This is a genomic window from Streptomyces umbrinus, assembly GCF_030817415.1.
GTDB classification, from domain to species: domain Bacteria; phylum Actinomycetota; class Actinomycetes; order Streptomycetales; family Streptomycetaceae; genus Streptomyces; species Streptomyces umbrinus_A.
In genome coordinates, this window is sequence record NZ_JAUSZI010000002.1 from 6447610 (window position 1) to 6467972 (window position 20363).

Consider the following 20363-nt stretch of genomic DNA (forward strand, 5'->3'; position numbering starts at 1 on the left):
GCAGCCGCGCATAGTTGCGCTCCGGAAGAGGCTGGAACCGGGGGTTGAGGAGATGGCCGGGCACGGGAAGGAAGCGCATCCGCACGGTGCTGACCGCCTGTGCGAGGCGGGGGACCGGGTGTACTCCCGGGCGGTACGACGCGGCCGGGTGTCCCGCGACGACGCCGAGACCGTGCCCTGCCTGGTCGAGCTGGCGCTGCTGCACCCCGACCCCGACGACATGGGCTGGCTGGTGCCGACCTCGCCGCAGGAGGTCATGACACGGCTGCTGAGGGAGATGCACGAGCACGTCGCCTCGACGCAGTCGCGCATGGGCTCGGCGGTGTCCGCCTTCGAGTGGTACGCGGCCCTCGGCGGCAACGCCGACTCGCGCGCCGAGGGCGTGGCGATCCGGGTGCTCGACGGACTGCCCCGGATCCGGGCCGCGATGGACGAGGCGACCGAGGCGTGCGCGTCCGAGGTGCTGGCCGTCCAGCCGGGCGGCATCCGACGCGAGGACGAACTCTCCGAGGGCCTGCACCGGGCGATGGCGCTGCGCCGCCGGGGCGTGCGCATGCGCGACCTGTACACGCATGTGGCCCGGCACGGGCAGGGCCTGCTCAACTACATGGAGCTGATGGGCGACGCGGCCGAGGCCCGCACCCTCGACGAGGTCACCGAGCGGCTCATCGTCTTCGATCGCACGGTCGCCTTCATCCCGGCGAGCGCCGACCGCACGATCGCGCTGGAGTTGCGTCACCCGGCGCTGGTGGACTACCTGGTCACCGTCTTCGAACGGCTCTGGCGCCTGGCGATCCCCCTCACCGCACCCCTCCCGGACACGGGCATCGAGGGCATCACGCACCGGGAGCGGTCGATTGCGGCGCTGCTGGCGGAAGGCCATCAGGACGCGGTCGTCGCGGAGCGGCTGGGCATCAGCGTCCGCACCTGCCGCGCCCACATAGCCCGCCTCTCGGAAACCCTGGGCGCCGCCAGCCGCACCCAGCTCGGCGTCCGCATCGCCCAGGCCGGCCTCGACGGCCCGCCCCGCGACCCGGAACTCCAGCCCCTCACGGCTCCCGGTCCCGGGATTCCAGAATCCCCGACCGACCGATGAGGTAACCGAGCTGCGCCCGGCTCTCGCTGCCGAGGGTGGCGGCGAGTTTGGCGATGTGGACTCGGGCGGTGCGGATGTTCAGCCCGAGCCGGTCCGCGATGGCCGCGTCGGTGTGGCCTTCGATGAGGAGGGCGGCGATGGCGTGCTGGCGGGGGGTAATGCCGTTGAGGGACGGGCGGCGCACCGCTTTGGGGTGCATGGGGGTGGCCAGGCTCCAGAGGCGGTCGAAGACGGTGACCAGGTAGTCCACCAGCGCGGGATGGCGCAGTTCCAGAGCGATGGTGCGGTCCCGCTTCGCGGGGATGAACGCGACGGCCCCGTCGACCACGATCAAGCGCTCCGTGATCTCGTCGAGCGTACGTACCTCGACGGCGCCGCGCAGCCGTTCATAGTGGGCGACCACCGGAAGGGCGTGGCGGGTCGTGTGCTGGTAGAGCGTGCGCATACGGCAGCCGCGGTCGAGCAGGGCCTGGTCGCGGGGCAGGGCGATGGCGAGGGCCTTGAGAGGCCGGGCGCCGCCGGGCTGGACGGTGAGCAGCTCCGTCGAGGCGTCCGCCATGGCCTCGGTGATGGCCGTGTTGATCCGCTCGAGGCCGTTGAGAACGGTGATGCCCGTCGGTTCCGCCGGGGCTGTGTTCCGTCCGTCGATCCTCATCAGCGATTCGAACGAGTCGGCCAGCCGAGTCTCCCGCCGCCGCTCCTCCGCAATCCGCTCGTCGAACGCCCGCAGCAGCCGGGGCAGCGCTACGGCCGGTGCCGTGGGCACCAGACGCTTCTCGTCGTCCATGCCGGGGTGCAACAGACCGAGGCCGAGCAGACAGGGAGCAGCTTCGACATCAACTTCGAGCACACTTCCCTCGCGCAGGGCGCGGGCGTAGAGGCTCATGCCTGCCTCGCACAGCTCCTCGGCCCCGTGTGCATGAAGCTCACGGTTCTGTCTGGAGGACATGTCAGTGATCCTGCTCCAGGATCCCCGACTGCGCTATGAGAAAGCCGAGTTGGGCCCTGCTGCCGCTGCCGAGGGCGGTGGCCAGCTTCGCTATGTGGGCGCGGCAGGTGCGTACGTTCATGCCGAGGCGGCGGGCTATGGCCTCGTCGACGTAGCCCTCCACGAGGAGCTTCGCGATGGAGTGCTGGATGTCGGTGATGCCGTCGGACGCGGTTTCGTACGGATCGCCGGCGGCCAGCGGGACCGCGCGTCCCCACATGAACTCGAAGACCTTGACCAGGTAGCGGACGAGGCCCGGGTGCCGTAGCTCCAGGGCGACCTGTCTGTCGTCGCGGGTGGGGATGAACGCGACGGTCTCGTCGCAGATGATGAGACGCTCGACGAGCTCGTCGATGGTGCGTATCTCCACCTTGCCTTTGACTATCTGGTCCACATAGGCCAGCGTCTCGGGGCTGTATCTGGCGGTGTGCTGGTAGAGGGTGCGCAGACTCACTCCGCGGTCGATCAACGGTCTGTCGCGTTCCAGCCCCTGGAGCAGGGTCGACTCCAGGCGTCGGCCGCCCGGCTGGACCGTGAGCATCTCGGAGCGGCACTCGGCCGTGGCGAGGTCGAGCGCCGCATTGATCCGTTCGAATCCTTCCAGCACCCGGATTGCGTGTGTGGACGCCGTGGCCTGGGCGCTGACCGCGAGGAACGGCTCGAAAGCGTCGGCCAGTTCGATGGAGAGCCGCCTACGCTCCGTGATCTCACGCTCTATGGGGTGGAGGCGCTGAGCCAGGGCGACCGACGGAGGCACCGGACGCAGCCAGTTCGCGTCGTCGGGGTCGGGGTGGACCAGGGCCAGCTCCATCAGGCAGGGAGCAGATTCCGCCTCCGTTCGGGCGATGCGTCCTGTGCGCAGCGCATTCGCGTAGAGACGCTCACCTTCGGCACACAGTTCGGTGACGCCATGGGGATGTGTCCGTTGTGTCCCATGTGTTGCCAAATTTCCACCCCCCAGGGTCCTGAACATGCAGGAACATGATGCATCGATTGTGTGGCCATGACGTGCCTGAATGAGCCATCGTCGTACTCGACGGGGGAAGAGGAGACCTTCAAGTGAGGACGAAGCCGACTATGCGGAACAGAATGCTTCGCTCGGTACTTGCTGCTGCTCTCTCCGCGGTCGTGGCCTTCGGGGCCTTGAGCGGCCTGTCGGGGGAGCCGAGCGACGTAACGGCGGACAGTAGTTGGGGCTCGGCGCAGCCCGCCAGTGTGAACGACGCGGAAACACCCCCTGACAGCTCCTGGGGCTGAGCCGATGACCACCCCTCCCGACGACCGCTCCTTCCGCCGAGAAATGGCCACCGCGTACCGCTCCGGCTGGCACTTCATCGATCTGGCCACTGCTGTCCCCCACAGCGGTGACTCGTTGATGGTGACGGTGTTCGGGGAGCCGGTCGTGGTGACCCGGGACGACGACGACGACCTGCGGGCGTACCGGTGTCTGCGACGGCCTCGGGGGGCGCCGCAGCCGGTACGGTGCGCCATTCGGTACGGAATGATCTTTGTGAACCTCGACCAGCGCGACCACCGACTGGACGAGCCGGAAGCCCCGGACGTACGAGCCATCTCAGCCACCCCCCGCAGTGCCTGACGCGATTCCCCCGTCGTTGTAAATCGCTCAGGCGCTTCCCCCCGCAGCGGCGTCACCGTGACCTGAACACGGTGACGCCGCTGCAGTTTCCAGGCATATTTCAGGGCATCCACCAGTTTTCACAAGGGCTGAAATCGGCCTGGTACCGAACTGGTGTCCCGCTGTGCGCTCGCCTCGCACCGGTTTCCCGTCAGCCGTGCCATCGGCCATCCCATCGGTCGTCCCCTCAACCGTGCCCCATCGCCGACGTCAGCGCGATCTCGATGACCACCCGGGACGGGTTGGGGGACGGGGTCCGGCCATAGCGCTCGGCGTACCGCCGTACCGCCTCCGCGACCCGGGCCGGATCCGTGGAAACCGTCGCGCGCCCCTCCAGCGTCGCCCATCGCCGCCCGTCCACCTGGCAGACCGCAGCCGGGACGCCGTCGGGCCCGCCTGCCTGCACGTTCCGGATCTTCGTGCTGGACTTGTTCGCGATCACCCGAGCGAGACCGGCCTCCGGATCGTATGTAACCCCGACGGGCACCACATGCGGCGTGCCGTCGGGACGGAGGGTGGTCAGGGTGCACAGGTGACGTTCCCGCCAGAATCCGAGGTACGAGTCGTCGGGATCGTGCGGGTTCACGGGGTACGAGGCCATGGACCGGAACCTATCCGCTGACCCTCGCCCGCACCTTCTTGAGTGGAATAGACTCAACTTTGTGTACGTTGGTTGGGTCAGGCCGACCTGGAGCACGCGTATGTGCAGGAGCACGAGGAGGAGAACGGACACGTGGACGCCGAGCTGACCAACAGGAGCCGGGACGCGATCAACGCGGCCAGCAACCGGGCCGTGACCGGGGGTCACGCCGATCTCACCCCCGCGCATCTGCTCCTCGCGCTCCTTGAGGGGCAGGAGAACGAGAACATCACCGACCTGCTGGCCGCCGTGGAGGCCGACCAGGCCGCCGTACGGACCGGCGCGGAGCGCGTGCTGAGCGCGTTGCCCAGCGTGACGGGCTCCACCGTCGCCCCGCCGCAGCCCAACCGCGAACTGCTCGCCGTCATCGCCGACGCCGCCGAGCGCGCCAAGGAGCTGGGCGACGAGTACCTCTCCACCGAGCACCTGCTCATGGGGATCGCGGCGAAGGGCGGCCAGAGCGGGGACGTACTCTCCCAGCAGGGGGCCAGTGCGAAGAAGCTGCTTGAGGCCTTTCAGAAGAGCAGGGGAGGGCGCCGGGTGACCACCCCGGATCCCGAGGGCCAGTACAAGGCACTCGAAAAGTTCGGTACGGACTTCACGGCGGCCGCGCGTGAGGGGAAGCTCGACCCCGTCATCGGCCGTGACCAGGAGATTCGCCGGGTCGTCCAGGTGCTGTCCCGGCGCACCAAGAACAACCCCGTCCTCATCGGCGAGCCCGGCGTCGGCAAGACCGCCGTCGTCGAGGGGCTCGCGCAGCGGATCGTCAAGGGCGATGTGCCCGAGTCCCTCAAGAACAAGCGGCTCGTCTCGCTCGACCTGGGCGCGATGGTGGCCGGCGCCAAGTACCGCGGTGAGTTCGAGGAGCGCCTCAAGACGGTCCTGGCCGAGATCAAGGACTCCGACGGGCAGATCATCACCTTCATCGACGAGCTGCACACCGTCGTGGGCGCTGGCGCCGGCGGCGACTCCTCCATGGATGCCGGCAACATGCTGAAGCCGATGCTCGCCCGCGGTGAGCTGCGCATGGTCGGCGCGACCACCCTCGACGAGTACCGCGAGCGGATCGAGAAGGACCCCGCCCTCGAACGCCGCTTCCAGCAGGTGCTGGTCGCCGAACCGACCGTCGAGGACACCATCGCGATCCTGCGCGGACTCAAGGGGCGGTACGAGGCCCACCACAAGGTCGTCATCGCGGACAGCGCGCTCGTCGCCGCCGCCACGCTCTCCGACCGGTACATCACCTCCCGCTTCCTGCCCGACAAGGCCATCGACCTCGTCGACGAGTCCGCGTCCCGGCTGCGGATGGAGATCGACTCGTCCCCCGTCGAGATCGACGAACTCCAGCGGGCCGTCGACCGGCTCCGCATGGAGGAGCTCGCGCTCGACAAGGAGACCGACCCCGCCTCCAAGCAGCGCCTCGAAAAGCTGCGCCGCGACCTCGCCGACAAGGAGGAGGAACTGCGCGGCCTCACCGCCCGCTGGGAGAAGGAGAAGCAGTCCCTCAACCGTGTCGGTGAGCTGAAGGAGAAGCTCGACGAACTGCGCGGCCAGGCCGAACGGGCCCAGCGCGACGGCGACTTCGACACCGCCTCCAAGCTGCTGTACGGCGAGATCCCCACCCTGGAAAGGGACTTGGAGGAAGCCTCCGAGGCCGAGGAGGAGGCCGCCAAGGGCACGATGGTGAAGGAGGAGGTCGGCCCGGACGACATCGCGGACGTGGTCGGCGCCTGGACCGGCATCCCCGCCGGACGCCTCCTTGAGGGCGAGACCCAGAAACTCCTGCGCATGGAGGAGGAGTTGGGCCGCAGGCTGATCGGCCAGACCGAGGCCGTACAGGCCGTCTCGGACGCCGTACGCCGCACCCGCGCGGGCATCGCCGACCCGGACCGCCCGACCGGCTCGTTCCTCTTCCTCGGCCCGACCGGCGTCGGCAAGACCGAACTCGCCAAGGCCCTCGCGGACTTCCTCTTCGACGACGAGCGGGCCATGATCCGCATCGACATGTCGGAGTACGGGGAGAAGCACAGCGTGGCCCGGCTGGTCGGCGCGCCGCCCGGCTACATCGGCTACGAGGAGGGCGGCCAGCTGACCGAGGCGGTCCGCCGCCGCCCGTACAGCGTGGTGCTCCTCGACGAGGTGGAGAAGGCGCACCCGGAGGTCTTCGACATCCTGCTCCAGGTGCTGGACGACGGCCGCCTGACGGACGGGCAGGGGCGGACGGTCGACTTCCGCAACACCATCCTGGTCCTCACCTCGAACCTCGGCAGCCAGTATCTGGTCGAGCCGCTGACGTCCGAGGAGGAGAAGAAGCAGCAGGTCCTGGAGGTCGTACGGGCTTCCTTCAAGCCGGAGTTCCTCAACCGGCTCGACGATCTGGTGGTCTTCTCCGCACTGAACAAGACCGAGCTGGAGCGGATCGCCAGGCTCCAGGTCGACCGGCTCGCGAAGCGGCTCGCCGAGCGGCGGCTCACCCTGGAGGTCACCGACGCGGCGCTGGCCTGGCTCGCCGACGAGGGCAACGACCCGGCGTACGGGGCGCGGCCGTTGCGGCGGCTCGTCCAGACCGCCATCGGTGACCGGCTCGCCAAGGAGATCCTCTCCGGCGAGGTCAACGACGGCGACACGGTTCGCGTGGACGCGTTCGGCGACGGCCTGATCGTCGGCCCGGCGACGGCCGCCTCCGGCAAGGAGCTGTAAGGAGGCCGGAGTTCGTGTGCGGGCCGGTGGGGGTTGCTCGCGCAGTTCCCCGCGCCCCTTAAAAGCAGGGGCTGCGCGCCCTAAAGGCGAAAGACGGGGGCGCAGCCCGTCTTTCGCCTTTAGGGGCGCGGGGAACTGCGCGACAAGCCCCCACCGGGCCGCACCCGCACAACCGAACCCCACCCACCCCTCACGCCGGCGCAGCCACCCGCACACCCACCCGCGTGCGGGTGGCCACAAGCTGCCCGTCCTGCGGATACGCATGCCAAGTGCGCCAGTGCACTTGGCCTTCATGCCGCTGCGCGAGCATCGCCGTGAAGGCGTGCGGGCTGCCGGGGAAGACCCCCGCCAGACCATTCGGATGGTCGGCCACCAGCGCGAGCAACTCCTGCGCGCGCCCCGCGAACGAGCCCCGGGACAACGTCTCGACCCGCGCGGCGAACTCGTACTCCCAGTCGCCCACCCGCTTGGCGACGCCGAGCGGCAACGGTGTGCTGCTGCCCGGAATACAGGCGACGGTCTCCGAACAGCTGCCCCGCTCCTCCTCCAATAGCACCTGGTGGGACGCCCCGAGCAGTCTCAACTGAAGCTTCGAACCCGAGAGTTCGAGATCGAGCGTGGCGAGCGCGGGCAGCGGTTCGCGACCAAGGGCCCAAGCGAGATCTGCCGCACGCGTGTCGGAATAGGCGGTGTTGAGGGTTGTGAGCATGGGTCCGCTCCGCTGCACGCAAAAGGGTGGGGTTGGTGTCTGTGAAGGGTGAGGGTGAGTCGGTCCGTCGCACCCCGGTCGGCGCCGGGCGGGGATTGGGCCCAGGCGGCCGGGTCAGAAGGATGTTCCGGGGTCTGCGTCGGCAATTACGAGGGAATCATGAACGGCGCGTCCGCCAAAGCGTTTTTACCCAACTTCGTAGGGTTTCCATCCCTCCGAGGGCTCCACAGCTCAACTGTTCAAGCAGGAGGTGCGCCATTGGCTCACACGTGCGCCTTCACGCCCCCCACTCCCTCAACGTTCCTCAACGCCCCTCAACGTCCCTCAACACTCCTCGACACCCGCCCGGCTCTCCTCACACGGCGAAGAGCCCCCGCGGGCGGCGAACCCCGGCACACGGCGAAGCGCCCGCCGGGAGAAGAATCCCGACGGACTCTCGTGGTGCCGGACGGCCCGGACACGGTTCCCCGTCCGGAGCTCAGCTGCCCCGTGTCAGCTGCCTCCGCCGCATCCGCCCCCACCGCCCCCGCCCCCGCAGGACGACGACCCGCCTCCGCAGGACGAACCGCCACCGCACGAAGAACTCCCCGTCGAACAGCCGGCGCCCCCGCCCGAGCCCGAACCCGAGCCGCCGGCCCACCAGCTGTGCCTGGACCGGCGCGAACGCCGCCTGCTGCCGCTCGTCGCGGCGGACACGAGTCCAATGACGACCAGTACGACGAACACCGCCAGGATGATGCCTACGATCATGGCGCCACCCTCCTTCCGTTCCCCCGAAGCGGCCCCCCGTGGGCTCTGCTTCTTGCCAGTGCTTCTGTCTGCGTTTCTGTCTGTTCCTCTTGCTGTTTTCCCGTGTGTGCTTCTTGTGTGAAAGGGGGATGCCCCCGCGCCTCACGGACCAAAGCAGAGTTGAGCAACTCCAGAGGTTGAGCGCAGGATGACGGTCATGACCTCCAGTGCACGCCGCCCGCTCCTCAACCGCCGCCTCGCAGAGTTCGGCACGACGATCTTCGCCGAGATGTCGGCCCTGGCCCTGAGTACCGGCTCGATCAACCTCGGCCAGGGTTTCCCCGACACCGACGGCCCCGAGGAGATCCGCGAGGCGGCGGTGCGGGCGCTGCGCGACGGCCGCGGCAACCAGTACCCGCCGGGCCCGGGCGTGCCCGAGCTGCGTACCGCGATCACCGCGCACCAGGAGCGCCGCTACGGCCTCACGTTCGACCCGGACACCGAGGTCCTGGTCACGGCGGGCGCCACGGAGGCCATCGCCGCGGCGCTGCTGGCCCTCGTCGAACCGGGCGACGAGGTGATCGCCCTGGAGCCGTACTACGACTCGTACGCGGCGTGCATCGCGATGGCGGGCGGTACGCGCGTACCGGTCACCCTGCGCCCGCACGAGGACACCCACGACGGGGTCGTGCACCGGCGCTTCCGTCTGGACCTGGACGAGCTGCGCGACGCGGTCACCGACAACACCCGGCTGCTGCTGATCAACACCCCGCACAACCCGACCGGCACGGTCCTCACCCGCGAGGAGCTCACCGCGATCGCCGAGCTGGCCGTCGAGCGGGACCTGCTGGTCGTCACCGACGAGGTGTACGAGCACCTGGTCTTCGACGAGGCCGAGCACATCCCGCTCGCGACCCTGCCCGGGATGCGCGGGCGCACGGTCACCATCGGGAGCGCGGGCAAGAGCTTCTCCTTCACCGGCTGGAAGGTCGGCTGGGTGACGGCCGCGCCCGACCTGGTGGCGGCGGTCCGCTCTGCCAAGCAGTTCCTGACGTACGTGGCCTCGGGGCCCTTCCAGTACGCGGTCGCCGAGGCGCTGGCGCTGCCCGACACGTACTTCGAGGCGTTCCGCGCGGACATGCGGGCCAAGCGGGATCTGCTCGGCGCGGGGCTCGCGGAGGCGGGCTTCGAGGTGTTCAGCCCGGCCGGCACGTACTTCATCACCACCGACATCCGGCCGCTCGGCGAGAGCGACGGGTTCGCGTTCTGCCGCGCGCTGCCCGAGCGCGCGGGCGTGGTCGCCATCCCGAACGCGGTCTTCTACGACCACCGCGAGGCCGGGGCCCCCTTCGTCCGCTTCGCCTTCTGCAAGCAGACGCCCGTCCTGGAGGAGGCGGTGAAGCGCCTCAAGACGCTCGCGGGGTGAGCCCGGTGGGCGGGGCCGCCCTGTGGGCGCCTGCCGCGATGTACCTGCCCGCAGCACAACGGGCGGGTCAGAGCGACGGGTACGGGGATGTACCCGTACCCGCGCGATCGAACGAAAGGGAGCCCTCATCATGTCGGACGCCAACATCCGCATCCCCGCCGATGCCCGCGTCCGGCTTGCCGAGGCTCTGCTCACCCCGGCCGAGCGGGCGGAGAAGGCGCGGGTGGTACGGCGGGAGTGGAACGGCTGCGACCCGAACGATGCCGAGCAGGCCGAACTGGATGCCCAACTGGACCGTCGTATGGCCGAAGCGGGTGCCGTGCGACCGTGATGTGCATGTGTTCCTCTGCGAGAGCGCGGTGGTCGCGGGAACTCCAGAGGTACTGCACGGATGGGAGCTGAGCCCTCGCCTTCGACGCGAAGGGCTGGGCTTCGGTCTTCGTCCCAGGCGGCGGCAAGCCGGTCCGGACCGTCCGCTTGTCAGGGCCAGGTGAGCTCAACACGGTCGTGCCGTACGGCGTAGGCCGCCGGACCACCCTTCTCGACAGCCCGGTGGATCGCGTCACGGCGTGCGACGAGCCGCTCGACCATCTCGGCGCTGCGAAGCTGCTGGTTGTCCAGGTAGAACAGCACTGCCTCGCGCTCCAGGACGGGCCGGATCTCCAGGTCCCGGTCTTGATCCGCCCGTCCTTCGACAGCGGGACCCAGGATCGGTCGAGACCGTGAGTGATCCACTCCTCGTCGGGAACATCCTGCCCGTCGTCCGGGAAGACGTCCCCGATGCGGTGAACCGTCCATCCGGAGCTTCTCAGCCCCTCGGCGACACGACGACCGAGATTCCGGTCGAGGAAGAACTCAGGCGGCAAGGTGAACCACTGCTCGGCAGAGCGCGTCCACCTGCTCAGGCGTCATGTCGTAGTCGTACGCGATGTCCTCGATGGTCTCCCCGGCCTCCCACAGGTCGGTGATGGCCCGGACCGTGACGCGGTTGGCGGCCACCACGGGGAGACCGTGGCCGAACCTCGGATCGATCACGACAGGGACCGAGTCCGGATACTGCCTCAGTCGCAGGCTGGAAGGGAAGTCGTCGCCCGGCTCCCAGGTGAGGTAGCGGAGATAGTCGGAGACCACTTCCTGGATGGGGACCTGGCCGTCGCGGGCTCTGCGGAGATCCCCCCAACCGTGCTCGACGAAGATGTCCACGCCGTCCGTGGCGATCCGCTTGGACACGAGGCCATAGGGGGTGTCGAACGCGTCCCGTACGGCGGCGGCCGCCTCCCTGATCTCGCTCATGCGGAGCCCCAGGGAACGCAGAGATCGAAGGACGTGTGCCTCGGCCACCGCGATGAACGGCACCGAAGGCTGCCCCTTGCGCACCGGCTCCACCTGGTGAACCAGTGGTGCTCCGGCCGCCTTGCCCTTCAGCCACGAGGTGAGAGTCGACTGCGGGATCTCAAGGTAGGAGGCCGTTTCCGTAGGTGTCAGAAGCCCGTCCTGGAACCTGTCGACCATGCCCCACCTCCTCTTGGCACCGAGTTTCGCGTCGTCGCACGTCAAGACTCCCACCTGCGGGTGGATCACACACCAAGCCACGGGCTCAACCGGCCGCACGGAGACGGTCCCCCGACCTGCAGTCCCGGCAACGGCCGGGTTCCGTCGAGCGGAACCCCCGGTCGCAGCCGTCGCAGTTCCGCATGGGCGCGATCGACGGACGTACTGCGGGTTCTGCGCCTCTGGCCGGTGCGGGCAGGGGAGTCTCCTTGAGCCGGTAGGCGAGGATGCCGGCCGGGCGGATCAGGAGGCCGACCGGGAGCCCTGAAGTGAGGTGGTCCGTGACCTGTGTGGGCAGGAGGCCGGCCGCGAGCCATTGGGAGACGGCCGGTGCGAGTCGTACGGCTTCACGCGCGGACAGGACAAGACGGGGGTCGACCCTGCGCAGGGCGGCGAGTACGGCGATGGCCTGCGGGTCTGCGTCGGCGAGCGGGACGGGTGCCTCCGCCTCGGCCTGTACGGGCGCGGCCATCGTTTCCTCCACGGACGCGGACTTGGGTGTGACTGTCGCCGCGGCGGGCTGCTCCCGGGGACGGCGGGGCCTGGGTGGCTCGGGAGACCCGTCAGGGTCCGGACGGTCCGGATCGCCGCCGGGGACGTCGTAGAAGTACGTCCGGGTTCGGACCTGCCCGGTGGGCGTTCGCTCGCGGCGGCGCTCCAGGTATCCGGCCGCTTCCAGCTCCCTGAGCGCCCGCGAGATCAGGATCTCGCCCTCGGTGAAGTGCTCACACAGGGCGGCGATGGTCACGGGGGTGCCGGTGGGCAGGGAGAGGATGTACACCGCGACGCCGACCGTGACCGCGCTGCCGCGTCGTTGTGCGAGGGCGTTGGCGATGACGGTGAAGTCGGCCGTGAGGCGGGTGCGTACGTGGATCACGCCGGAGGTCGGAGCTCCGGCGTCGGCGCGCAGGCGCGCGTTAGACTGCGAGTCAGCCATCGGGAAGGTGCTACTTCCTGGTTGGTCAGGCCCTCGTTCGGGATTGCAGTCCCGGCCGGGGGCCGTATCTGTTTGCGGTTGTCGCGGCGAACGTAACCGGCCGTGTCCCGCGCCTGCAAGCCGGTCACTCGGACGGGTGACGCAGGCTTCCTGGCGGGGGAGGGTGGGTGGGCGGGTAGTTCTTTCCCCCGGTTCTTTGGGGAGGTCAGCGGCCCGCCGGACCCTCGCGGACAAGGGCCCGGCGAGCCCGGAAGACGGACGGCGGCCGGGGTCCGGCCGCCTCAGGGACGGTGGTTCCCGGACTTCAACTCGCCTATGAAGGCGGCCCAGGCGGCGGTTTCGAAGCACAGCGCCGGACCGTGCGGGACCTTGCTGTCACGGACGGGGACGACGGCCCGGAACCCGTCGGTCACCTCCACGCAGTTGCCGCCTTCCTGATTGCTGTAGCTGCTCTTGCGCCACGCGGCGCCGTTCAGATCGGGACGGGACCTTCGCTCCACGGTGGTTGTCCTCCATCACGGATCGGATCATGTCGAGTGACATGAGCGGGGGCAGAGCTGCCGCCCGCAGCCGATCGTAAGTCAGCGCGAATCTTCTGACTTCGTCCGGATCCTCGACGAGTTGGCCGTAGTGCGCGCCTTCCGTGTAAGCGATCTCCGAGCCGTCCGGCATGGTGAGAACCGTGAGCGAGCCGCCCATGACATCGTGCTCGCCCTGGTCGAACGGCAGTACCTGCACGGTGATGTGAAGTTCAGCCGCGGTCCTGAGGAACCGCGCCAACTGCTCACACATCACCGCCTGGCCACCGACCGGACGCCTGAGTACCGCCTCGTCGAGGACCACCCACAGCTCGGGACGGTCGGGCATTCCGAGACGCTCCTGTCGTCCCATGCGAAGGGCGACCCGCTCCTCCAACTGCTCTTCGCTGCCAAGCGTTCGACCGACTCTCAGCACCGCCCGCGCGTAGTCCTCCGTCTGCAACAAGCCAGGCACCACATGAGCCGCGTACTCGCGGATGGCCACCGCCCGCCCCGAGTACTCCATGAACTTCCGCGACCAGTCCGGAAACGCCTCCCGGTACACGTACGGCCACAGGTCGACCAGCAGATCGTCCGCACCGAGGGCCGCGTCCAGCGCACGCGTCAGTTCCAGCGTCGGCTTCGCTCCGGACGCTCGCTCGATCTGCGTGATCCGCGTGCTCACCACGTGTGTCCGGTCGCCGAGTTCGGCCTGGGTCAGTCCGGCCGCCGTACGGAGTCTGCGCACCCGCGAACCGAACAGCGCCGCCATCGACGTACTGGGGTCAATTCCGTTGGCCAAAGCGTCACTTCCGTTCCTTACGGGCTGAAAAGTAAGGCCGTGTCACCTGTCGAGCGTAGGGCGATCGGACGACTCTTGAGCACGGAACGTGACGAATCGTGTACGTCACGGGATGTCGCCCAGCTCGACAGACAAGGACGGACAAGCCGTGCTGACAGGAACGACCACCCCGGGAGACGAGCCACGGCGGAGCGCCGCGCCCCATGCCGCGCAAACCGTTGCGCTCGCCGACGCGGCACGCGAACTCCCCTCATACAGCGAGCAGTTCGTCTCCTCGCCGCGAGGTGCGCGGCTCGCACGGCGGCTCGCCGTCCGGCGAATGGAGGAGTGGGGCCACCCGCCCGCGTCGGACGCGTCGTGCACGGTCGCCCTCGTCGTCGGCGAACTCGCCGCGAACGCCGTGCAGCACGGCCGGGTCCCCGGGCGTGACTTCGGCCTCCGGCTCGTCCTCGACGCGGCTGCGGGCCTGGTGCGTATCGAGGTCGCGGACGCCGCTTCCGCGGTGCGGCCGCCCACGGCCCCGCCCTCGTCGTACCCCGAGGGCGAGTCGGGCCGAGGGCTCCTCCTGGTGGACGTCCTGGCCGTGTGCTGGGGGTCCGAGCCTCGTCGACTCGTGGGCAAGACGGTATGGGCGGAGGTGCCCATCGAGCCATCAGCTGTCGTTTAGTGCTCCGACCGGGAGGGTTCGCCGGGTTGGCGGTCGGGGCGGTCGGGGCGGTCGGGGCGGTCGGAGCGGCGGACGGGCGGTGACGTCCGCTCCGACCGCTGGAGGTGGGGTGGCCGGGCCTGTGCGGGTGCGTCGGCATCCCCGAGTGGGTCCTCGCGTCACCTTCGCCAGAACAGGTGGTGCGTCACGCCGCTCGGGCTGGGCACGACCTCCAGGTGGAACCGGTCGAGCAGCTCATCGGGGGACTCCCAGAGTCGTAGTCCGGACCCGAGCGTTGCCGGCGAGACCGCCACGTGCATGGTGTCGACAAGGTCGGCGTCAAGGAACTGCCGGATGGTGGTAACCCCGCCGCCGAGCCGGACGTCCTTGCCCTGCGCCGCCTCCCGTGCCTGCGCGAGGACCGTGGCCGGGTCGCCGTCGACGAAGTGGAATGTGGTGTCGGAGAGCGTGAACGACGGACGCTCGTGGTGAGTCATGACGAACACCGGGGTGCGGAACGGGGGCTCGTCACCCCACCAGCCGAGCCACTCGTGGTCGTGCCAGGGCCCGCGCTGGGGCCCGAACTTGTTGCGGCCCATGATCTCGGCACCGATGTTGCGCTCGTAGTCTCGCGTGAAGTAGTCATCGAGGCCCCGGCTCCCCCCGGGATCGGTGCGCATGGGCCAGCTTGCCGTGGCGCCTGCCCAGGCGAACATCCTCTGGGGATTGATGGCACGGCCGAACGGGTGCTCGAAGCTCTGGTCCTCGCCGGCACCGATGCCGTCACTCGAGACCATGAAGTTCATGACTCTCAGCAGTTGATCCATGGGTTTCCTCGTCAGGTCCTGTCAACGTCATCGTGTGGCGAGGCGCCGCACATCATGATGTCGAATGAGACGTGGCCCAATCGACAGCGGCCCGTAGCTTTTTTCCAAGGCGCATCGGGAGCGGACCCGCCGGCGGTATGGCCGCGGCTTCGTCGGCGGACGTCCGCCTCGGGGGAATTCGCACTCTCCGAGCCGCGCGTTGCTCGCAAATGATACGAATTGCCAGCAATCTTCTGGTGTGACCCAAGCAAGTACCCTCGCACCCCCGCCCCTCGCCGTCACAAAGCCCGCCACCGAGGGCCGTGCCCGTCCGCGTCCGTCCCCGGCGGCGGCGATGGGTACCGCCCTCGGGCTGTTCGCCGCCGCCCGGCTGCTGGGCGCCGCGGCCGTCGCCATGACCGCCTGGGCGACCGGCGGGCACCCGGTGCTCCTGCTCGGCCGGTCCTGGGACTCCGTCTGGTATCTGCGGATCGCCGGCGACGGCTACGGACGCAGCCTGCACTTCCGCCCCACCGTCGTCCACAGCGACCTGGCGTTCTTCCCGCTCTACCCCGGGCTGCTGCGGGCCGTCACCGAGCTGACCCCGCTCAGCGGCCCCGGCGCCGGCCTGCTGATCTCGTGGACGGCCGCCGCGGTCGCCGCCTGCGGGATCTACGCGATCGGGGCCCGCCTGCACGACCGCGCCGTCGCCACCACCCTGGTCCTCCTGTGGGGCCTGATGCCGCACTCCGTCGTGCTCTCGATGGCGTACACGGAGCCGGTCCTCACCGCCTTCGCCGCCTGGTCGCTCTACGCCGTCCTCTCCGGCCGCTGGGTGTGGGCGGGCGCCCTCGCGGCCTGCGCGGGGCTGGCCCGGCCGAACGGCTTCGCCGTGGCGGCGGCCGTGCTCGCGGCGGCGGCGTACGAGATCTTCAGGCGGCGCGGAAAGGTTTCCCACAGGCTGTGGACGGGCGCGGCGCTCGCACCGCTCGGGTGGGCGGGGTTCTTCCTGTGGGTGGGGCGGCGCAAGGGCGATCTGCTCGGCGGGTACTTCGAGGTGCAGCGGCTGTGGGGCTCACGCTTCGACTTCGGCCTCGGCGCGCTGCGCTTCGTCAAGCATCTGCTGCTGCACGGCGACCGGCTGGTCTTCCCCATGTCGATGGTGATCGTGGCGGCGGGCCTGCTGCTGTACGGGCTGCTGATCGCCGACCGCGCGCCTCTGCCGCTGCTGGTCTACGCGGGCGCGCTGCTGCTCGTGGCGGTCGGCGGCGCCGGCTTCTTCGAGTGCAAGCCGCGGTTCCTGCTGCCGGCGTTCCCGCTGCTGCTGCCGCTGGCCTGCGCGCTGGTACGGACGGCGAGAGCCCGACCGTGGCACGCGACCCTGGTGGTCGGCGCCCTGGCCGGGCTCTCGTTCGCGTACGGGGCGTACCTCGTCGTGCTCGCCCACAAGCCGCTGTGAGCCGCCGCGCGGCCGTGGCCCGCGGGGCTCGCGCCCGAGTGAGTCCTACTCGTCCTCTTCGGGCTTGTCGGCCTCGTCGATCTCCTGCTCCAGGCCGAGCTGCTCGACGAGCCACTTGTCGAACTCGATGGCGGCCCGCACCCAGCTGACCGTGGACGACACGAAGTGCTCCAGGCTGACGCCGGTGCCGATCAGCATCTGCGCCTCGCCGATCAGGCGGACGGTGCCGTCGTCGTGCGTGTGGCTGTAGACCTTCGGCCAGAGCGTGCGCCGGTTCCAGTCGTCGATGGACTCAAGGAGCTGGGGCTTCTCGTCGATCTGGTGCGGCCGGTCGTAGAACGTCCGCACCGAGAAGACCTGCTGGTCGCCTTCACCGCGGAACATGAAATACGTGCGGAACTGCTCCCACGGCGCCGCGAGGTCACCCTCGTCGTCGACGACATACTTCAGCTCCATTTGGTCCAGGAGCTGCTTCACAAGGTCCTGATCAGGGACGACGGGGCCCGCCGGTCCGCCGGGGTTCGGCTCGGGCTGGCCCCCGAAGTTCGGAATCGAGGACGGGTCGATAGACATTCGGTGGGTACTCCTGAGGATTGCACGTGGTTACCTGACTTCGACCCTAGCCGTGATCGGCGTTCAGTAGTCCTTTGGCCCCAGGAGAATCGGACAGAGCCGCGGGGCAAGCCCCGTAAGGGGCGCGGGGCTGTGACATTTGCGGCTCCGCCGCGTGGGCGCGACAAGCCCGCACTCACCCGCACCCGACAACGCGACCGTAAAAAGACAAGAACCCCGTTCACGGCCCGTACGCGCCCTGGCCAAAGTATGCGTTCAGGCCCGACTTTTCACACGTGTGGGTGACAGGACGCAGTTGTTCGGTGACGTACCGTTCGCTGGGTGATCGAGCCGCACGCCACCGCCCAGCCCGGCACGGCCACGGCCCCCGCCCAGCCCGGCACGGCCAAGGCCCCGCCGCCCTGGAGCGGCCAGGGCCCGGCGCGTCTGCCGGTCAGCACGGCCACCGGACGGTTCCTCGTCCTCGCAGGCGTCTTCATCTGCGCGGCCTGCGGACTCGTGTACGAACTCGAACTCGTCGCCCTCGCCTCGTACCTGATCGGCGACTCGGTCACCCAAGCCTCCGTCGTGCTGTCCGTGATGGTCTTCGCGATGGGCCTCGGCTCGCTCGTCGCGAAGCGCCTGCGAGGCCGCGCCGCGGCCGGCTTCGGCGCCGTCGAGGCACTGCTCGCGCTCGTCGGCGGCTGCAGCGCGATGGCCCTGTACGCCGTCTTCGCCTGGACCGGCGACTGGGGCGGCGCCTGGCAGGGCGGCTCCAGTTACGTCCTTGTCGCCTTCTCCCTGGCCATCGGGCTGCTCATCGGCGCAGAGGTCCCCCTGCTGATGGAGCTGATCCAGCGCATCCGCAGACAGGACGCGGGCGGCGCGGTCGCGGACCTGTTCGCCGCGGACTACGTGGGCGCGCTGGCCGGCGGGCTCGCCTTCCCCTTCCTGCTGCTGCCCCTGCTCGGCCAGTTGACCGCGACGCTGATCACCGGAACCGTCAACGCGATCGCGGGCGGTGCCCTCGTCCTCGGCCTGTTCCGGCAGGACCTGAGCCGGCGTGCCCGCTGGCTGCTGGTCGTCGCCAACCTCGTCGTGCTCGCACTGCTCGCCTCGGCCGCCGTCCTCGTGGACGACTTCGAACGGGCCGCGCGGCACGCGGTGTACGGCAAGGATGTACGCGTGGCGATGCACACCGACGTCCAGGAGGTCGTCCTCACCGGCGGCACGGACGGCCGTCCCCTCGACCTCTACCTCGACGGACGCCTGCGGGTCAGCGGCAGCGACGAACGCCGCTACCACGAGGCCCTCGTCCACCCCGCGATGAACGGCCCGCACGCGCGCGTGCTCGTCCTCGGCGGCGGCGACGGGCTCGCCGTGCGCGAGGTGCTGCGGCACGGCGGCGTACGGCAGGTCGACGTCGTCGAACTCGACACACGGCTCGTGGAGTTGGCCCGCACCGACCGGGCGCTGTCCGAACTGAACGGACACGTCTACGGGGACCCGAGGGTGCGGGTGGTCGCCGCGGACGCGTTCGGCTGGCTGCGGAGGGCCCCGCGGGGCGCGTACGACGTGATGGTCTCCGATCTGCCCGATCCCGGGATCACGTCCAGTACGAAGCTGTACTCGCAGGAGTTCTACGGGCTCGCGCGGGGCGTGCTCGCGGGCGGCGGGCGGCTCGTCGTGCACGCGGGGCCCGTGGAGTCGCGGCCACGGGCCTTCTGGACGGTCGACGCGACGGTACGGGCGGCCGGTCTGCGGACCGTCCCGTACGCCGTGGCCGGACGCGACCCGGCGGCGGCGAGCCGGTCCCGGGCTCCCCACGACTGGGGGTTCGTCCTCGCGTCCCGCGCCCGGCCGGAGCTGCGTACGCCGCCGGGCACCCCGTACGTGCCGTCCCTGCGGGCGGGCGTGCGGGCGGCGGAACGCACCCGGCTCACCGGCCTCCCGCCGTCCACGCTGGTGCATCCGAGGTACGCGGACTGACTCCGACCGAGTCGCTCTGCCGGCGGATCCGGGGGAATCCCCTCATACAGAGGTGCGGTACGGGCGGTGCTGGGTAGGCTCGGCCGACATGGAGCATGAGGTGTTCGTTCCGGTTCCCGTCGAGTCGCTGCGCGAGGCTCTCGCCGATCCCGCGCGGGTTGCCCGGGCCGTGCCCGGGCTCCAGCAGGACGCGGGGACACCGCCCGTCTCCGGCCGCCTGAAGGTACGCGTCGGCGGGCACGCCATCACGTATCGCGGGGCGCTCACCGTCTCCCCGCAGGACGACGGCACGTACGCCGTCGAGGCCGACGCCACGGAGGCCCGCGGCAGCGGAACGGTGAAGCTCGCCCTCACGTTGTCGCTGCGCTCGCGCGAGGACGACGACCTGAGCGGCTCGACCGTCACGTTCACCGGTACGGCGTCGGCCGACGGCCGGGTCACGGAACTTCCGGCGGACGCGGTGACCTCGGCGACGACCCGCCTGCTGAGCCGCTTCGCGGAGGGGCTGGCCGCGGCGGCCTCCGGCGGTGAGGCGGGGGCGACGGAAGCGGCTCCCGAGCCCGAGGCGTCCGCCCCCGCGCCCGAGGCGGCGGCCTCGGAGCCTCCGCCGGCCGAGGAGGCCTCGCCCGCCGAGCAGACCCCTGACGTCGAGGAGTCCTCCTCGATCCACGAGGCCGAGGTTCCGCCTCCCTCTCTCGAACCGTTCGCCGAGGAGGACTTCGAGGGCGGTTTCGAGGACGACGCGGTCCCGGCGTCCGGCGCTCCCGCCGAGGCGGCGCACGCCCGGCGCACGATGATCGGCCGCAGCGCGGAGGAGGTGGACCACGCGCCTCCGCGGGGGCGTTACGCCCCCGTCCCCGCGCCCGAGGCGACGGGCCCCAGCGCGGCCCTCCGCTGGGCGGCCCCCGCGGCGGCCCTCCTCCTGGCCTCGGCGGTAGTACTGGGCAGAGCCCTCCGTAAGCGCCGGTAGACGTCTCGGCTGCGGGCCCGGTGGGGTCTGGTCGCGCAGTTCCCCGCGCCCCTGAAGGGGCCCACCCCCGGGAAGTCGTCCGCGGGTTGTCGTGGGCTGAGCGCGCAGTTCCCCGCGCCCCTAAAGACAAAAGCCGGGGCGCAGCCGCTTTTAGGGGCGCGGGGAACTGCGCGACAAGCCCCCACCCGCCCGCAGCCAAGCCACGACCC

Annotated in this window: 20 protein-coding genes and 1 pseudogene; 9 read left to right on the plus strand and 12 right to left on the minus strand. The window is 70.1% G+C overall.

Annotated features, from left to right (window positions below):
* The first annotated feature begins 52 nt into the window (after positions 1 to 52).
* Entirely contained in the window at positions 53 to 1096 is a 1044-nt protein-coding gene (locus QF035_RS28435; protein ID WP_307523401.1) for a helix-turn-helix transcriptional regulator, read from the plus strand.
* Here the strand turns inward: QF035_RS28435 and QF035_RS28440 are convergent.
* Positions 1050 to 2045, minus strand: coding sequence for a helix-turn-helix transcriptional regulator (locus QF035_RS28440; RefSeq protein WP_307523402.1), 996 nt, complete (start codon positions 2043 to 2045; stop codon positions 1050 to 1052). The two genes, QF035_RS28435 and QF035_RS28440, sit on opposite strands and share 47 nt — an antisense overlap.
* Position 2046: 1 nt before the next feature.
* Entirely contained in the window at positions 2047 to 3057 is a 1011-nt protein-coding gene (locus QF035_RS28445; protein ID WP_307523403.1) for a helix-turn-helix transcriptional regulator, read from the minus strand.
* A gap of 288 nt (positions 3058 to 3345) precedes the next feature.
* Here QF035_RS28445 and QF035_RS28450 point away from each other — a divergent pair, with 288 nt between their 5' ends.
* A complete protein-coding gene (locus QF035_RS28450) occupies positions 3346 to 3681 on the plus strand; it encodes a hypothetical protein (RefSeq protein ID WP_143640154.1) in 336 nt (111 codons plus the stop codon).
* Between the two features lie 226 nt (positions 3682 to 3907).
* Here the strand turns inward: QF035_RS28450 and QF035_RS28455 are convergent, their stop codons facing one another.
* Positions 3908 to 4321 (minus strand): pyridoxamine 5'-phosphate oxidase family protein, encoded by a 414-nt coding sequence (locus QF035_RS28455; RefSeq protein ID WP_307523404.1) that lies wholly within the window; start codon positions 4319 to 4321, stop codon positions 3908 to 3910.
* A 132-nt stretch (positions 4322 to 4453) separates the two neighbouring features.
* On the opposite strand from QF035_RS28455, the gene clpB reads away from it, so the two are divergent.
* On the plus strand, positions 4454 to 7060 hold the full coding sequence (gene clpB, locus QF035_RS28460; protein WP_307531479.1) for an ATP-dependent chaperone ClpB: 2607 nt from the start codon (positions 4454 to 4456) through the stop codon (positions 7058 to 7060).
* 190 nt (positions 7061 to 7250) lie between these two features.
* On the opposite strand, the gene QF035_RS28465 is transcribed toward clpB, so the two are convergent.
* Positions 7251 to 7769 (minus strand): DUF2617 family protein, encoded by a 519-nt coding sequence (locus QF035_RS28465; protein WP_307523405.1) that lies wholly within the window; start codon positions 7767 to 7769, stop codon positions 7251 to 7253.
* 937 nt (positions 7770 to 8706) lie between these two features.
* Here QF035_RS28465 and QF035_RS28470 point away from each other — a divergent pair.
* Both QF035_RS28470 and QF035_RS28475 read left to right on the plus strand, forming a co-directional pair.
* Positions 8707 to 9924 (plus strand): pyridoxal phosphate-dependent aminotransferase, encoded by a 1218-nt coding sequence (locus QF035_RS28470; protein WP_307523406.1) that lies wholly within the window; start codon positions 8707 to 8709, stop codon positions 9922 to 9924.
* A 130-nt stretch (positions 9925 to 10054) separates the two neighbouring features.
* On the plus strand, positions 10055 to 10255 hold the full coding sequence (locus QF035_RS28475; protein WP_307523407.1) for a hypothetical protein: 201 nt from the start codon (positions 10055 to 10057) through the stop codon (positions 10253 to 10255).
* Between the two features lie 149 nt (positions 10256 to 10404).
* Here the strand turns inward: QF035_RS28475 and QF035_RS28480 are convergent, their stop codons facing one another.
* The 6 genes and pseudogenes from QF035_RS28480 to QF035_RS28505 all read right to left on the minus strand — a co-directional run bounded on the left by QF035_RS28480 (position 10405) and on the right by QF035_RS28505 (position 13702).
* Positions 10405 to 10659 (minus strand): hypothetical protein, encoded by a 255-nt coding sequence (locus QF035_RS28480; protein ID WP_307532050.1) that lies wholly within the window; start codon positions 10657 to 10659, stop codon positions 10405 to 10407.
* Positions 10653 to 10790 (minus strand): annotated as a pseudogene (locus QF035_RS28485) (toxin-antitoxin system, toxin component, PIN family protein); the annotation flags it as partial. The gene QF035_RS28480 and the pseudogene QF035_RS28485, both read right to left, overlap by 7 nt.
* On the minus strand, positions 10780 to 11436 hold the full coding sequence (locus QF035_RS28490) for a DUF433 domain-containing protein (RefSeq protein ID WP_307523408.1): 657 nt from the start codon (positions 11434 to 11436) through the stop codon (positions 10780 to 10782). The gene QF035_RS28490 and the pseudogene QF035_RS28485, both read right to left, overlap by 11 nt.
* A gap of 85 nt (positions 11437 to 11521) precedes the next feature.
* On the minus strand, positions 11522 to 12412 hold the full coding sequence (locus tag QF035_RS28495) for a hypothetical protein (RefSeq protein WP_307523409.1): 891 nt from the start codon (positions 12410 to 12412) through the stop codon (positions 11522 to 11524).
* 281 nt (positions 12413 to 12693) lie between these two features.
* Positions 12694 to 12831 (minus strand): DUF397 domain-containing protein, encoded by a 138-nt coding sequence (locus QF035_RS28500; protein ID WP_307523410.1) that lies wholly within the window; start codon positions 12829 to 12831, stop codon positions 12694 to 12696.
* Positions 12788 to 13702 (minus strand): helix-turn-helix domain-containing protein, encoded by a 915-nt coding sequence (locus QF035_RS28505; protein WP_307531480.1) that lies wholly within the window; start codon positions 13700 to 13702, stop codon positions 12788 to 12790. The genes QF035_RS28500 and QF035_RS28505 overlap by 44 nt, the downstream gene beginning before the upstream one ends.
* Before the next feature lie 178 nt (positions 13703 to 13880).
* Between QF035_RS28505 and QF035_RS28510 the strand changes: the two genes are divergently transcribed.
* On the plus strand, positions 13881 to 14399 hold the full coding sequence (locus QF035_RS28510; RefSeq protein ID WP_307523411.1) for an ATP-binding protein: 519 nt from the start codon (positions 13881 to 13883) through the stop codon (positions 14397 to 14399).
* 158 nt (positions 14400 to 14557) lie between these two features.
* Here the strand turns inward: QF035_RS28510 and QF035_RS28515 are convergent, their stop codons facing one another.
* Positions 14558 to 15205, minus strand: coding sequence for a dihydrofolate reductase family protein (locus tag QF035_RS28515; RefSeq protein ID WP_307523412.1), 648 nt, complete (start codon positions 15203 to 15205; stop codon positions 14558 to 14560).
* A 238-nt stretch (positions 15206 to 15443) separates the two neighbouring features.
* Between QF035_RS28515 and QF035_RS28520 the strand changes: the two genes are divergently transcribed.
* Positions 15444 to 16643 carry a hypothetical protein gene (locus QF035_RS28520; RefSeq protein WP_373466740.1) on the plus strand — a complete coding sequence of 400 codons (1200 nt, stop codon included), beginning with the start codon at positions 15444 to 15446 and terminating at the stop codon, positions 16641 to 16643.
* Between the two features lie 45 nt (positions 16644 to 16688).
* Here the strand turns inward: QF035_RS28520 and QF035_RS28525 are convergent, their stop codons facing one another.
* Positions 16689 to 17216: a YbjN domain-containing protein gene (locus tag QF035_RS28525; RefSeq protein ID WP_143640163.1), complete on the minus strand. Its 528-nt coding sequence runs from the start codon at positions 17214 to 17216 to the stop codon at positions 16689 to 16691.
* Between the two features lie 321 nt (positions 17217 to 17537).
* Here QF035_RS28525 and QF035_RS28530 point away from each other — a divergent pair, with 321 nt between their 5' ends.
* Positions 17538 to 19184, plus strand: a complete 1647-nt coding sequence (locus QF035_RS28530) for a polyamine aminopropyltransferase (RefSeq protein WP_307523413.1) — start codon at positions 17538 to 17540, stop codon at positions 19182 to 19184.
* An 88-nt stretch (positions 19185 to 19272) separates the two neighbouring features.
* Positions 19273 to 20154 carry an SRPBCC domain-containing protein gene (locus tag QF035_RS28535; protein WP_307523414.1) on the plus strand — a complete coding sequence of 294 codons (882 nt, stop codon included), beginning with the start codon at positions 19273 to 19275 and terminating at the stop codon, positions 20152 to 20154.
* The last annotated feature ends 209 nt before the right edge of the window (positions 20155 to 20363 follow it).

What these genes read in the sequence shown, in the direction of transcription:
- QF035_RS28435 (WP_307523401.1), top strand. Translation starts at nt 53, where the DNA reads ATGGCCGGGCACGGGAAGGAAGCGCATCCGCACGGTGCTGACCGCCTG.
- QF035_RS28440 (WP_307523402.1), bottom strand. Translation starts at nt 2,045, where the DNA reads ATGTCCTCCAGACAGAACCGTGAGCTTCATGCACACGGGGCCGAGGAG.
- QF035_RS28445 (WP_307523403.1), bottom strand. Translation starts at nt 3,057, where the DNA reads ATGTTCAGGACCCTGGGGGGTGGAAATTTGGCAACACATGGGACACAA.
- QF035_RS28450 (WP_143640154.1), top strand. Translation starts at nt 3,346, where the DNA reads ATGACCACCCCTCCCGACGACCGCTCCTTCCGCCGAGAAATGGCCACC.
- QF035_RS28455 (WP_307523404.1), bottom strand. Translation starts at nt 4,321, where the DNA reads ATGGCCTCGTACCCCGTGAACCCGCACGATCCCGACGACTCGTACCTC.
- QF035_RS28465 (WP_307523405.1), bottom strand. Translation starts at nt 7,769, where the DNA reads ATGCTCACAACCCTCAACACCGCCTATTCCGACACGCGTGCGGCAGAT.
- QF035_RS28470 (WP_307523406.1), top strand. Translation starts at nt 8,707, where the DNA reads ATGACGGTCATGACCTCCAGTGCACGCCGCCCGCTCCTCAACCGCCGC.
- QF035_RS28475 (WP_307523407.1), top strand. Translation starts at nt 10,055, where the DNA reads ATGTCGGACGCCAACATCCGCATCCCCGCCGATGCCCGCGTCCGGCTT.
- QF035_RS28490 (WP_307523408.1), bottom strand. Translation starts at nt 11,436, where the DNA reads ATGGTCGACAGGTTCCAGGACGGGCTTCTGACACCTACGGAAACGGCC.
- QF035_RS28495 (WP_307523409.1), bottom strand. Translation starts at nt 12,412, where the DNA reads ATGGCTGACTCGCAGTCTAACGCGCGCCTGCGCGCCGACGCCGGAGCT.
- QF035_RS28505 (WP_307531480.1), bottom strand. Translation starts at nt 13,702, where the DNA reads ATGGCGGCGCTGTTCGGTTCGCGGGTGCGCAGACTCCGTACGGCGGCC.
- QF035_RS28515 (WP_307523412.1), bottom strand. Translation starts at nt 15,205, where the DNA reads ATGGATCAACTGCTGAGAGTCATGAACTTCATGGTCTCGAGTGACGGC.
- QF035_RS28525 (WP_143640163.1), bottom strand. Translation starts at nt 17,216, where the DNA reads ATGTCTATCGACCCGTCCTCGATTCCGAACTTCGGGGGCCAGCCCGAG.
- QF035_RS28535 (WP_307523414.1), top strand. Translation starts at nt 19,273, where the DNA reads ATGGAGCATGAGGTGTTCGTTCCGGTTCCCGTCGAGTCGCTGCGCGAG.